Source organism: Cryobacterium sandaracinum, assembly GCF_004403415.1.
Classification (GTDB): domain Bacteria; phylum Actinomycetota; class Actinomycetes; order Actinomycetales; family Microbacteriaceae; genus Cryobacterium; species Cryobacterium sandaracinum.
The window spans coordinates 20008-32876 of the sequence record NZ_SOGO01000035.1 but is presented as its reverse complement, the minus strand read 5'-3'; the positions used below and the strand labels follow the sequence as shown (position 1 = coordinate 32876).

The 12869-nt window shown below is 67.6% G+C and carries 12 protein-coding genes; 6 read left to right on the top strand and 6 right to left on the bottom strand.

Going from position 1 to position 12869, the window contains the following annotated elements:
- Window positions 1–73: 73 nt before the first annotated feature.
- Both E3T25_RS12685 and E3T25_RS12680 read right to left on the bottom strand, forming a co-directional pair.
- On the bottom strand, window positions 74–385 hold the full coding sequence (locus tag E3T25_RS12685; protein WP_134374624.1) for an AzlD domain-containing protein: 312 nt from the start codon (window positions 383–385) through the stop codon (window positions 74–76).
- Window positions 382–1143 carry an AzlC family ABC transporter permease gene (locus E3T25_RS12680; RefSeq protein ID WP_104101104.1) on the bottom strand — a complete coding sequence of 254 codons (762 nt, stop codon included), beginning with the start codon at window positions 1141–1143 and terminating at the stop codon, window positions 382–384. Before E3T25_RS12680 ends, E3T25_RS12685 begins: the two co-directional genes overlap by 4 nt.
- Window positions 1144–1251: 108 nt before the next feature.
- On the opposite strand from E3T25_RS12680, the gene E3T25_RS12675 reads away from it, so the two are divergent.
- Together E3T25_RS12675 and E3T25_RS12670 are read left to right on the top strand one after the other, a co-directional pair.
- The gene (locus E3T25_RS12675; RefSeq protein ID WP_104101105.1) at window positions 1252–2787 is read left to right on the top strand and encodes an amino acid permease; all 1536 of its coding nucleotides are present in this window, start codon (window positions 1252–1254) and stop codon (window positions 2785–2787) included.
- Window positions 2788–2854: 67 nt separating this feature from the next.
- A complete protein-coding gene (locus tag E3T25_RS12670; RefSeq protein WP_104101106.1) occupies window positions 2855–3316 on the top strand; it encodes a VanZ family protein in 462 nt (153 codons plus the stop codon).
- Here E3T25_RS12670 and E3T25_RS12665 read toward each other — a convergent pair.
- From E3T25_RS12665 to E3T25_RS12650, 4 genes are read right to left on the bottom strand one after another with little or no spacing between them, the layout of a single operon-like run.
- Window positions 3304–5010 (bottom strand): glycoside hydrolase family 13 protein, encoded by a 1707-nt coding sequence (locus E3T25_RS12665; RefSeq protein WP_134374748.1) that lies wholly within the window; start codon window positions 5008–5010, stop codon window positions 3304–3306. The genes E3T25_RS12670 and E3T25_RS12665 overlap by 13 nt on opposite strands.
- A 23-nt stretch (window positions 5011–5033) precedes the next feature.
- Entirely contained in the window at window positions 5034–5942 is a 909-nt protein-coding gene (locus E3T25_RS12660; RefSeq protein WP_134374622.1) for a carbohydrate ABC transporter permease, read from the bottom strand.
- Window positions 5942–6877, bottom strand: coding sequence for a carbohydrate ABC transporter permease (locus E3T25_RS12655; protein WP_134374620.1), 936 nt, complete (start codon window positions 6875–6877; stop codon window positions 5942–5944). Before E3T25_RS12655 ends, E3T25_RS12660 begins: the two co-directional genes overlap by 1 nt.
- Before the next feature lie 3 nt (window positions 6878–6880).
- The gene (locus E3T25_RS12650) at window positions 6881–8140 is read right to left on the bottom strand and encodes an ABC transporter substrate-binding protein (RefSeq protein WP_241980862.1); all 1260 of its coding nucleotides are present in this window, start codon (window positions 8138–8140) and stop codon (window positions 6881–6883) included.
- A 238-nt stretch (window positions 8141–8378) separates the two neighbouring features.
- Here E3T25_RS12650 and E3T25_RS12645 point away from each other — a divergent pair, with 238 nt between their 5' ends.
- The 4 genes from E3T25_RS12645 to E3T25_RS12630 are packed head-to-tail and all read left to right on the top strand — an operon-like array spanning window position 8379 to window position 12791.
- Window positions 8379–9530 carry an ROK family protein gene (locus E3T25_RS12645; RefSeq protein WP_134374746.1) on the top strand — a complete coding sequence of 384 codons (1152 nt, stop codon included), beginning with the start codon at window positions 8379–8381 and terminating at the stop codon, window positions 9528–9530.
- A 44-nt stretch (window positions 9531–9574) separates the two neighbouring features.
- Entirely contained in the window at window positions 9575–10681 is a 1107-nt protein-coding gene (locus tag E3T25_RS12640; RefSeq protein WP_134374744.1) for an LLM class flavin-dependent oxidoreductase, read from the top strand.
- Between the two features lie 23 nt (window positions 10682–10704).
- A complete protein-coding gene (locus E3T25_RS12635; protein WP_134374616.1) occupies window positions 10705–11679 on the top strand; it encodes a dihydroorotate dehydrogenase in 975 nt (324 codons plus the stop codon).
- Complete coding sequence (locus E3T25_RS12630) at window positions 11679–12791, top strand: iron-sulfur cluster-binding protein (RefSeq protein ID WP_198415663.1); 1113 nt, start codon at window positions 11679–11681, stop codon at window positions 12789–12791. Before E3T25_RS12635 ends, E3T25_RS12630 begins: the two co-directional genes overlap by 1 nt.
- Window positions 12792–12869: the final 78 nt, after the last annotated feature.

Genomic DNA, 12869 nt, shown 5'->3' with positions numbered 1-12869 from the left:
TCATCATCGAAAAACGTCGACGGACGCATTGCCGTTGGAAAAACCCTACCGCCCCCGTTGGCGCGCGAGACCCTCAACCCAGACCGAGCAGCCGGAGCCCGGCGGCCGCTGCCGCGCCCGCGATGACCACCGCCAGGAACGGGGCCTTGAACCAGAGCGCAATCGCCGCTACGACGAGCGCCCCGAGCCGGGCGTCGACGACGAGGTCCTGGCCGGTGGCCACGGTGTTCGCGACCGTCAGGGAAGTCAGCAGGCCGATCGTGAGGGCGCCGGCGACGCGGGTGATGCGCGCGTTGGTGACCCACTTCTGCGGCACGAGATAGCCGAGCAGCTTCGTGAGGAACGCCGCCGCGCAGGCCACGAGGATCCAGAACCAGACGCTCATCGGGGAGCCTGCGCATCCGTCGAACCGGGTGCATCGGGTGGACCGGGATAGGGGTCGACGTCGGGCTCGAGGCCCTCGCCCGCCGGCCCGTGCCGAAAACCGAACCAGCCGATGGCACCGGCGACGACAGCCGCCACGAGGATGGGCACGCCCGGCGAAACGAGCGGCACGGTCAGTACGGTGGCCAGCGCGCAGACCGCGGCGATCGCCCCGGCCTCCTTCGACCGCAGCCGCGGCCAGAGCAGCCCGAGGAACGCCGCGACCGCCGCGCCGTCGAGGCCCCACTGTTTCGGGTCGCCCACGGCGTCGCCCGCGAGAGCCCCGATCAGGGTGAATACGTTCCACAACACGAAGATGCCGAGACCGGCGACCCAGAACCCCCGCTTCTGCTCGACGAGCACGGTCTGCCCGGTGCTCGTGGCAAGCGATTCGTCGATGGTGACCTGGGCGGCGGCGAAGCGGCGCCAGCCACGAGGGTGCAGCAGGGCGTTCAACTGCATCCCGTAGACCGCGTTACGGATGCCGAGGAGCGCCGCCGCGCCGGCGGCTGCCGCACCGCTGCCGCCGCCGGCGATCACCCCGATGAACGCGAACTGGGAGCCCCCGGAGAACAGGAGCAGACTCAGCGCCGAGGTCTGCCAGATGTCGAGCCCCGACGACACCGACAGGGCGCCGAACGAGATGCCGTAGAGGCCGGTGGCCACCGCGATCGACAGGCCGACCCTGGCCCCGGGGGAGTGGCGGAGGGTGGTGGGCACCGCTCAATGCTAGGGGGTGCGGCCCCCGGGTCTGCGGGGTCCGGGGTCGGGGAAGCCCCGCGGGGGCCTAGCATTGACCGATACCCAACGGAACGGAAGCACCCAGTTATGAGCGTCTGGCGCACCAAGAGCATTGAGGCCTCCATGGCCGACTCCCTCGAGAAGGGGCACAGCCTCAAGCGCACGCTGGGCACCTGGGACCTCATGATCATGGGCGTCGCGGTTGCCGTCGGTGCCGGGATCTTCTCGGTCGGTGCGAAGGCGGCCGGCAGCTACGCCGGGCCATCCGTCACCCTGGCGTTCCTCCTCGCCGCGGTCACCTGCGCGCTCGCCATCATGTGTTACGCGGAGTTCGCCTCGGCGGTTCCCGTGGCCGGCTCGGCGTACACCTTCACCTATGCGACCCTCGGCGAGCTGCTCGCCTGGATCATCGGCTGGGACCTGATCCTCGAGATGCTGACCGCCGCGGCCGTGATCGCCAAGTATTGGGGCATCTACCTGAGTGAGGTCTTCGAACTCTGGAACTGGGATGTCCCGGCCACGATCGCGGTCTTCGGACTGCAGGTCAGCTGGGGCGCGTTCGTGATCGTCGCAATCTTCACCACCCTCCTGGTGCTGGGCACCAAGCTGTCGGCGCGCGTCGCCAGCATCTTCACCATTCTCAAGGTGGCGATCGTGGTGTTCGTGATCGTCGTGGGTGCCTTCTTCATCAACCCGAAGAACTACACGCCGTTCATCCCCGAGGCCGTGCCCTCCGCGGGCGGCGACGGCGACGTCTGGATGCAGTCCCTTTTCTCGTTCATGACCGGCGCCCAGCCGGCCCAGTACGGACTGTTCGGTCTGCTCGCCGGCGCCTCGTTGGTCTTCTTCGCGTTCATCGGCTTCGACGTGGTCGCCACCAGCGCCGAAGAGGTCAAGAACCCGCAGACGACCCTGCCGCGCGGCATCTTCGCCGGTCTGGCTATCGTCACGGTGCTGTACCTCGGCGTCAGCCTCGTGCTCACCGGCATGGTGCCGTACACCGTTCTCGCCGACGACCCCAATGCCTCACTCGCGACGGCGTTCGTCTCGGTCGGCGCCGGCTGGGCTGCCCAGGTCATCTCGGTCGGCATTCTGGTGGGGCTCACCACCGTGATCATGGTGCTGCTCCTCGGCCTCTCCCGCGTGCTCTTCGCCATGAGCCGCGACGGCCTGCTGCCGCGCGGCCTGAGTGTCACCTCGTCCAAGCGCGGCACCCCCGCCCGGGTGCAGATCATCTCCGGCGCCGCGGTCGCCCTGATCGCCGGGTTCACCGACGTGGGCGTGCTCGAGGAAATGATCAACATCGGCACGCTGTCGGCCTTCGTGCTGGTCAGCATCGCCGTGGTCGTGCTGCGCAAGAAGCGCCCCGACCTGCCCCGGGCCTTCAAGGTGCCCTTCTCGCCCTTCCTGCCGATCCTGTCGGCCGCGCTCTGCTTCTGGCTGATGCTCAACCTCACGACGCTCACCTGGGTGCGCTTCGCGGTCTGGCTCGCGATCGGCATCGCGGTGTATTTCCTCTACGGCCGCCGTCACTCCGTCGTCGGGATCGAGGCCAAGCGCGTCTTCGACGAAACCCTCCGCGACGAGGTCATCGCCGAGGAGAAGGCAGCGCTGGGCAAGTAGCGCGCTTTCTCGCGGTCGGGGGCCGTCACTGGGGTGACCCCCAGCATCCATCGGGAAGGATGGAGCCATGCTGCACCGCCATCCCGTCCTGTCCCTGGTCACGCTCGCCTATCTGGCGTTCGTGGGCTGGGTGACGCTCGGGCCGCAGCCGCTCGACAGTGGGAACAACGAGCTGCTGCTCCGGGCGCTCCGATTCTTCAATCGGCACGACTCCACCGACTGGATCACCTACGGGCGGGTCGAATTCGCGGCCAACATCGCCATGTTCATCCCGATCGGCGTGTTTCTGCTGCTCCTGCTCGGACGCCGGTTCTGGTGGCTGGCGATCGTCGTGGCCGTCCTACTCACCGGCTCGATCGAGTTCACGCAGCAGTTTCTGCCGACCCGGGTCCCGGATGTGCGCGATCTGGTCGCGAACGGGAGCGGCGCCGTGCTCGGTGTCATCGTCGGCCTCGTCCTTACAGCGTTTAAACTGGTGCGCCGTGAGGAGCCCCGGTCGAGGCGGGTTGCGCCGACCTACAGCCGGTAGAGGCGCGCCTCCCAGGGGCGCAGCACCGGATTCGAGGACGGTGCGGCGGCATCCGTTGTGGCCGGATAGTTGGCCAGAATCAGATCGGCGCCGGAGACGTCCATTGGAAGCAGGTCGGTGAATGGGGCATCGGATGCGTTCGCGACGACGAGCAGCGTCTCCTCACCCCGGCTGCGAGTGAAGGTGTAGAGCGCGTCGTGGTCGGGTTCGAGCAGGGTGAAATCGCCGAGGGCGACCACCTCGCTCTCATGCCGCAGCGCAATCAGGCGCTGGTAGAAGCGGAACACACTCCGCTCGCTCGCAAGGTCGGCGGCCACGTTCACCGTGACGCTGTTCGGGTTCACGGCCAGCCACGGCGTGCCGGTGCTGAAACCGGCCTGCGGCGAGGCATCCCACTGCATGGGCGTGCGCGCGTTGTCGCGGCCCATGGTCTGCACTCCGGCGAGCACGGTGCCGGGGTCCAGGTCGAACTCTTCCACGGCCTCGCGGAAGTGATTGAGGGATTCGAGGTCACGGTAGTCGTCGATGGAGTCGAACCGCACGTTGGTCATGCCGATCTCCTCGCCCTGGTAGATGTAGGGCGTTCCGCGGTGCAGGTGCAACACCAGGGCCCACAGAGTTGCCGACTCGTAGCGCAAGGAGGTGTCGTTGCCGAAGCGCGACACCAATCGGGGCTGGTCGTGGTTGTTCAGGTAGAGGCTGTTCCAGCCGGTCTCGGCCAGACCCTCCTGCCAGCGTGACAGGCTCTTCTTCAGCGCCGTCAGGCTGCGAGGCAGCACCTCGAACTTGTGCTCGCCCTGGTCGAGGCCCACATGCTCGAACTGGAAGATCATGTCAACCTCGCGCCGGGCCGGGTCGGTGAACAGCAGGGCGTCGTCGGTGCTCACGCCCGGCATCTCGCCGACGGTGAGGTGCCGCCCTCCGCGGCCGTCGAAGACCTCGCGGTGCATCTCCTGCAGAAACTCATGGATCTGCGCCCCCATCGGCGAGCCGCCGCCGGTGGCCGGGGCCGGTCCGTCGATCAGCTCGACCTGCTTGGCGATGAAGTTGATCACGTCCATCCGGAAGCCGTCGACGCCGCGGTCCAGCCACCAGTTCATCATCGCGTAGACGGCCTGGCGCACCTCGGGGTTCTCCCAGTTGAGGTCGGGCTGCTGCTTGGCGAACAGGTGCAGGTAGTACTCATCGGTGGCGGGATCGAGCGTCCAGGCCGGGCCGCTGAAGGCGCTGCCCCAGCCGTTCGGCGGGCCGCCGTCGGCCTGGGGCTTGCGCCACCAGTACCAGTCGCGTTTAGGGTTCGTCAGCGACGAGCGTGATTCCCGGAACCAGGCGTGCTCGTCGCTGGTGTGGTTCACCACCAGGTCCATCACGATCTTGATGCCGCGCTCGTGGGCCTCGACCAGCAGCAGGTCGAACTCCGCCAGGCTGCCGAAGACCGGTTCGATGTCCTGGTAGTCGCTGATGTCGTAGCCGTTGTCATGTTGCGGCGACGGGTAGACCGGAGAGAGCCAGACCGCGTCAACGCCGAGCTCGGCGAGGTAGTCGAGCTTCGAACGGATGCCGCCGAGGTCGCCGATCCCGTCGCCGTCCGAGTCCGCGAAGCTGCGCGGATACACCTGGTAGACGACGGCGCTGGTCCACCAGGAGGCGCCGGTCGCGGGGGTGGTCGCGGGGGTGGTCGCGGGGGTGGTCATCCCGGACGTTGGTGCGGGTGTCGTCATTTGATCGATCCTCTCATCACGCCGGAGATAACCCAGCGCTGGGCAAAAATGTACACAATCAGCAGCGGGGCCATGGCCATCAGGTATGAGGCGAACGCGGCCGAGTAGTTGGTGTTGAACTGGCCCTGGAACACGAATTGGGAGAGTTGCAGGGTGCGTGCCGCCGGGTCGGAGAGCACGACGAGAGGCAGGATGAAGTCATTCCACGCCCAAACACAGGTGAGGATGCCGACGGTCGCGTTCATCGGGGTCAACAAGGGGAAGATGATCTGCCAGTAAACCCGCCAGGTGGTCGCCCCGTCGGTGTAGGCCGCCTCCTCCAGCTCGATCGGGATCGATTTGATGAACGCGACGTAAATGAAGACGTTGAGCGAGAGCCCGAACACCGCGTAGAGCAAGATCAACCCGACCTGGTTGTCCAGACCGAACAGGGCCGTCTCTTTCACGACTGGGAGCATGATGATCGGGAACGGGATGAAAAGGGCGGACAGCAGGTAGAAGTAGACGCCCGTGAAGAACGGCTTGTGCAGGTTGCGGGCGATCGCGTACGCCACGAGCGAGTTCGTCAGCAGGGTGAGGGTGACGGCGCCGACGGTGATCAGGGCCGTGTTCATCAGCGCCTGCGGGAATTTGGTCAGCGTCCAGGCGTCGGCGAAGTTCTCCCAGTGGACGCTGGTGGGGAGCGCGAACCCGGTGCCGCCGAGCTGGTCGGGGGTCTTCAGCGCGGTGATCACGGCGAAGTAGAGCGGCACCAGCACGGTGATCGCGCAGACCGCGATCAGCATGGTGGCCCACCAGTTGATCCCGGTGCGGTTGTCTTTGATGCGCCGGACACCGCGCGAGTCACGGGCCGCCCGGGGGGATGCTGGTTCGACCGTGGCGGGGGAGTCGATGGTGATAGCCATTAGAAGTCGGCCTCCGTGCGCTGAAGAACTCGGAACTGCAGGAACGAGACGAGCATGATCACGATGACGAACAGCACCGCGTTGGCGGACTGGTAGGCGAACTCGCCGCCTTGGAAACCGCCCCGGAAGATGAGCAGGGTGATCGATTCGGTCGAGGTGCCCGGCCCGCCGGCGGTGAGGGCGACGATGTGGTCGAAGGTCTGCAGGAACCCCTTCAGGCTCAGCACCATGTTGATGGTGAAAAAGGCGCTGATCATGGGGAACGTGATCGACCGGAATTGCCGTCCCGGCGTGGCCCCGTCGATGGCGGATGCCTCGTAGAGCTCTTGAGGGATCGTCTGGAGACCGGCCAGGTAGAGGATGATCGCGAACGCGCAGGCCTGCCAGACCGCGAGGGCGACGATGGCCGTCCACGCCCAGTCCGGGTTGGTGAGGATGTTGTCACGGAACACCGGGACGTTCGACAGGATCCGGGGGAGCGAATTGGCGAAGAAATACTGGAAGACGTAACCGACGACAAGGATCGCCAGCACGTAGGGGATGAAGAAGATGCCGCGAAAGGTGGACTGGAACGCGATCTTCGCGTTGAGTCCGACCGCGATGGCCAGCGAGATCACGTTGGTGAGGATGGTGGCGACGATGGCGAAGCCGAAGGTGAAGCCATAGGCCTTCAGTACCCGGTCGTCCTGGAACAGGGCGATGAAGTTGCCGAACCCGACGAAGTCCCACGAGCCGAAGCCTGCGTAGTTGGTGAAGGAGAAGAAGATGCCGATGAGTACCGGGACGGTGTGCAGCAGCGCGAAGACGGCGACCGCGGGGACGACCATCCAGTAGAAGGCGCGCGGGGTGGCGCCGACGCGTCGCCGCGCCGCGCTCGGCCGCGACGCTCGGGGCGTCTGCTCCGGCCGGGGCCGGGTCAGGACGGAAGTAACCATCAGTTAGTCTCCGCTTCGTGTCGAGGTGGTGCGTGACGCGACCTTGCGCCATTCGTTGTCGAGGGTCGCCAGCGCTTTCGCGCTGTTCTCGTCGGTCAGGAACTGCTGCACGATGGGCCCGAGCGGGATGCTCGCCGGGATCTGGTGATCGACGAAACCGGTGATCCGGCCGGCCTGGAAGTACGGTTGCAGTTCCGCCAGGGCCGGGTTGGTGTTCTCGGCTGCGTCCCGGGCCGTCGAGAACATGTTCTGTGAGGCTGCGAAGGAGTTCTGCACCTCCTCCTGGAAGAGGAAGTCCACGAAGAGTCGGGCTTCGGCGAGGCGCGGTGTGTCGCGGCCGATGGCAATGGCCACGTCGACACCGGAGACGAGCTCGATGTCGGCCGGGTCATCCGTCACAGGGTAGGGGAAACCGCCGACGCTGATGTCGGGGTTGTTGGCCAGGATCGGGCTGAGGGCCCAGATCCCCTGCATCAGCATGGCCGATTCGCCGTTCGCGAAAGCCAGGTTGCCGTCTTCGTACGTGCGGCCGAGGTAGCCGTCCTGCGCGTAGGAATACAGCGTCTGCAGCTTCTCGAACGTCTCGTCGTAGTTCTTCGCGAACGAGACGGCCGAGTCGGGACCCACCTCCTTACCCTCCGCGCGGAGATCGGGGAAGAAATCGTCGCCGCCGAGTTGGGCGCCGATACCGTTCAGGGAGGATTGCACTGTCCATGCGTCGGCCGCGGTGCCGTAGAACGGGGCGATACCGGCCGCCTGGAGCGTGTCGCAGGCGGCGATCAACTCGTCCCAGGTGGTGGGGATCTCGATGCCCTGCGCGGCGAAGATGTCACGGTTGTAGAGAACGCCGTTGCCGTTGTTCGCGAAGCCGAGGGCATTCACCTCGTTCTGGTAAAAGCCGAGGGCCCCGACGATGTCCTGAACGGCCGGGTTGATCCGGTCGAGAACGGGGTCGCCACTGAAGTCGTGGAAGACACCGGCCCGCGCCAGCTGGCCGAAGTTCCCCGATCCGTTCAGACTGATCACATCGGGCACCTTGTTCTTGACCAGTAGGGTGCGGATGGCGGTGTCCGCATCGGGGACGGCGTTCTGGGTCACCCGGATGCCGGGGTTCTCTGCCTCAAAATCGGCGATGATGCCGTCGAAGTCCGCGATGGCCTCGGACTTGAACTGGAAGAAATCGAGGGTGACGACGTCGCTCTGACCCGGGGCGCAGCCGCTGAGGGCGCCGAGCCCGAGCGTACCGGCCAGGAGGAGTGCCACGGGTCGCCGGAGCGTCCGCAACCTCCTCGACCGATGGCGTCGCCAGGCGGGTGTCTGGTACGTCGTCGTATCCGTCATTGCGGGGCTCCTTGGGCCGTCATGTCGCTTCATGAATCTTTCTACGGCAAAAAGAATAGGACGTCAATTCGGGAAATTTGCCGCTCCCGCGAGATGAAAAGTCCGCTCGGGCCAGAGTATTGATGCCACTATGGAATAAATGGCACCTCAGGGGGCGGATATGACCACGGATGCAGCGTCGACAGTGAGCGAGACCTCCCGGGAACTCGCGCGGGCCGTGCTCATCCACGGCCCGATCTCCCGCAGCGACCTCGGCCGTCGCCTGGGACTGTCACCGGCCAGCCTGACGCGGTTGAGCAAGCCGTTCCTCGATTGTGGCCTGTTCGTCGAGGGCAGCGAAGACCGCGACGGAACCGTCGGGCGCCCGGCCCGGCCCTTGGACGTCCGGGTGGATGCCAGTCGGTTCGTCGGGGTGAAACTCACCGGCGACGACGTCTTCGCGGTGCTCACCGACCTGCGGGCCAACGAGGTGGGCTCGGCCCGGCGGGTGCTCGCCGATCACACTGTCGAGCACGTTGTGGCCCGAATCGACGAGGTCGTGCGCGAGCTCGGCGGCCCGGATGGGCTGTCGGCACTCGGCGTCTGCGTGGGTGGGCATGTCACCAGCGCCCGGGTCGTGACCCGGGCGCCGTTCCTGGGCTGGCACGACGTGGACCTGGCCACGCGGCTCGAGGGACTGCTCGGAATTCCGGTCACGATCGAGAACGATGTCGTCGCGCTCACCTCCGCCGAGCAGTGGTTCGGAGCGGTCCGGGGTGTCCCGACCTTCGCGGTTCTGACCATCGGCGTCGGCGTCGGCTACGGACTGGTCGTCAACGACCAGGTGATCGTGACGGCCGACAGCGGCCTGGGCCTCGGTGGGCACATCCCGCTCGACCCGAACGGGCCGCTCTGCCCGGAAGGACACCGCGGCTGCTCGCAGGCAATGCTCACGAGCCAGAGTGTTTCTGCCCAGGTCAGCGTGGCCCTCGGCCGCGAGGTCGACTACGACGAGGTGCTCCGGCTCGCGGTGGAGAGGAACCGGGCTGCGGCATCCGTCGTCACCGCCACCGGTCGCGGACTGGGCCGATTGATCGCGGTGATCGCCAATATCGGGATGCTCGACACGATCGTGCTCTCCGGCGAGGGGATGCCACTGTGGGCGCTGGCATCCGAGGAGGTCATCGCCGCTGCCCGAGCCGACCGCGACCCGGATGCGACACCGCTGACAATCGTCGTTGACGACAGCGGGGTCTCCTCCTGGGCCCGCGGGGCCGCGGCTGTTGCCATCCAGCGCTCGCTCGGCCGATTGGCCGCTGCCGCCAGCGAATAGAATCGTCCATGCGCGCTGCGCGCCGCGCGAGTGGGAGGCTGCACATGCAATTCGGGATCTTCACCGTCGGTGACCTCACGGTCAACCCCACGACGGGCCACACCCCCACCGAGCACGAGCGCATCACGGCCATGGTCGCCATCGCCGAGAAGGCCGAAGAGGTCGGCCTCGACGTCTTCGCCGCCGGTGAGCACCACAACCCGCCCTTCGTGCCCTCGTCGCCGACGACGCTGCTCGGCTACATCGCCGCGAAGACCGAGCGCATCATCCTCTCCACGGCCACGACATTGATCACGACGAACGACCCGGTCAAGATCGCCGAAGACTTCGCCATGCTCCAGCACCTCTCCGGTGGGCGGGTCGACCTGATGCTCGGTCGCGGCAACACCGGCCCGGTCTACCCGTGGTTCGGCCAGGACGTGCGCCAGGGCATCCCGCTGGCGCTGGAGAACTACGCGCTGCTGCGCCGGTTGTGGCGCGAGGACGTCGTGGACTGGGAGGGCCAGTTCCGCACCCCGCTGCAGGGGTTCCAGTCGACGCCGCGCCCGCTCGACGGGGTGCCGCCGTTCGTGTGGCACGCCAGCATCCGCAGCCCGGAGATCGCCGAGCAGGCCGCGTTCTACGGTGACGGCTTCTTCGCCAACAACATCTTTTGGCCCAAGGAGCACTACCTCAAGCTGATCGGGCTCTACCGGGCCCGGTTCGAGCACTACGGCCACGGTCGAGCCGACCAGGCCATCGTGGGCCTCGGCGGGCAGGTCTTCATGCGCACGAACTCGCAGGACGCCGTCGACGAATTCCGGCCCTACTTCGACAACGCCCCGGTCTACGGCCACGGCCCGAGCCTCGAGGAGTTCACCGAGCAGACGCCGCTGACCGTCGGCAGCCCGCAGCAGATCATCGACCGCTACGCCGGCATGCGCGACTACTTCGGCGACTACCAGCGTCAGCTCTTCCTGATCGACCACGCCGGACTGCCGTTGAAAACCGTGCTCGATCAGCTCGACATCCTCGGCGGCGAGGTGGTGCCCGTGCTCCGCACGGAGCTGGCCGTGAACCGGCCCGCTCACGTTCCCGACGCACCCACGCACGCCTCGCTGAAGGCCGACGCCGCGATAAGTCTGCTCGCGGCATCCGTCGCCCGCCCGTGACCTCTCCCGCGGAAGCAGACACCATGACCATCGCGCCGCCTCAGCCATCAATGGATGCGCGCCGCGCCTTCTTCGACGCCCGTCCCGCCGCCTCCGTGGCGGTCGACCTCTCCGTGCGAATCGGCAGCCTCACCCTCGCCAACCCGGTCATGCCGGCCTCGGGCTGCTTCGGGCCTTCGCTCGGACGCTTGATCCCGGTCGCCGAGCTTGGCGCCGTGGTCACCAAGACCGTGTTCGGCACCCCGCGCGGCGGCAACGCGGCGCACCGGCTGACCGAGCTCCGGGCCGGGATGGTCAACAGTGTCGGCATCCCGAGCCGCGGGGCCGCCGGCTACCTGGCGTCGCGACACCCGCTCTACCTGGCGCTCGGCGTGCCCGTGATCGTCAGCGTCGGCGGCCACCGTTCGGGCGAGTACGCCCCCGTCGTGCGGGGCCTGCGGGGCGCGGGCGACGCCTACGAGCTCAACGTGTCCTGTCCGAACCTCGACCGCCACGGCACCGACATCGGCTCCGATCCCGACGCCATCGGGAAGGTCGTGCATGCTGTGCGCCTGGAGACCGACAAGCCCCTGATCGTCAAGCTGCCGGTGCTCGTCTCTTCGATCGCGGACTGTGCCCAGGCCGCTGAGGCGGCCGGCGCCGACGCCGTCTGCGTGGCCAACTCGATCCCGGCGCTGCCGCTCACGGCCGCTACGCGGAGCCCCATTCTCGGCAACGTGATCGGCGGTCTGTCCGGCCCGAATATCCGCCCGGTCGTGCTGCGGTTGGTCTGGTTGGCCTCCCGAGCGGTCGACATCCCGGTGATCGCCTGCGGCGGGATCGAAACCGCCGACGACGCCCTCGACTACTTCTCGGTCGGCGCCCACGCCGTGCAGGTCGGCACGGCCAGCTTCGGACGCCCGTTCGCCATGGTCGAAATCGTTCGCGCCCTGCAGGAGCGCTGCGAGGGCGTCGCCGCGGCCGACATCACCGAACTGATCGAATTGTGGAGGGCCTGATGACCGTTACGACCGCCCTTGGGGCCCTCGCCGCCCTGCGCCGCCAGCAGGCGTTCGCCGCGGCCGACGAGGCCGCGCTGGACGGCCTCATCACGGTGCGCCCGCCCGAACGAATGCCTCGGCCCGACCCGGTCTGGGACGACGCCCGCGTTCTCGTGCACGAGGTCGTGGGAGAGCGGTACCGCCGGCTCGTACTGGCCACCGACACCATTGCGACGACCGCCCTCGCCGGACAGTTCCTGATGATCACCGTGCCCCCCACAGGCGGGGAGCGCATCCTGCTCCCACGCCCGATGGCCATCCACCGCCGCCACCCCGACCAGGGCACCGTGGAGGTCATCTACGGCTCGGCCGGCCGCGGCACCACCGCGCTCACCGACGTACTCGTGGGCGAGAGCCTACTGGTCACCGGCCCGCTGGGCCGCGGCTTCGAGTTCCCGGATGCCGCCCTCCCGACTGAGATTGGTCCAGAGGCGCCCCGCACGGCCCTGATGATCGGCCGCGGTGTCGGCGTCTGCGCCATCATGGGCTCGGTCGAAGACGCCGCCCGGCTCGGCATCGCCGCCACGGTCGTGCTCAGCGGGAGGTCGCCGGCCAATCTGATCGGCCTGGCCGACTGCGCCGAGCTGGGCGCCACGGTCATCCCCGTCACCGACGACGACGGCTCGAGCGCGCTGCCGGCGCTCGGCGAACGGCTGCGCGGGCTTTTCGCCTGGGCCCCGCCCGACGTCATCCTGGCCTGCGGCGCCGGAGTTCTCGCCCGCCTCGCCGCCGATCTCGGCGCCGAGTGGGGCGCGCCGGTGCAGGTCTCGCTGGAGGCTCACATGGCCTGCGGCCTCGGCTACTGCCACGGATGCGCCGCGCCCGTCGCCACGGATCCCGCCGTCGAGGGGCCGCTGGTCTGCGTCGACGGCCCGGTGTTCGACGCCGTGCTGCCGGACCGGGCCGCGGCCGGGCGCGAGAAACCAGCAGGCTGGACGTCTTCTGTTAGGCTTGAGGAGGTCAATCCGCGGATCGGCCACGCAGAATCACGCTCAGTACGGAGCAGACCGGCAGCGCGCTGGTCCTCGGTGGTGGTTTCCCAACTTGCCGGCAACATCCGCAGTTGGTGAATTTCTACTGGTGGCCAGCTCTCGCACCCTTCTTCTCCGCGTCCAGCTCGCGCGCCATACGGGCAACCGAGTCTTCAT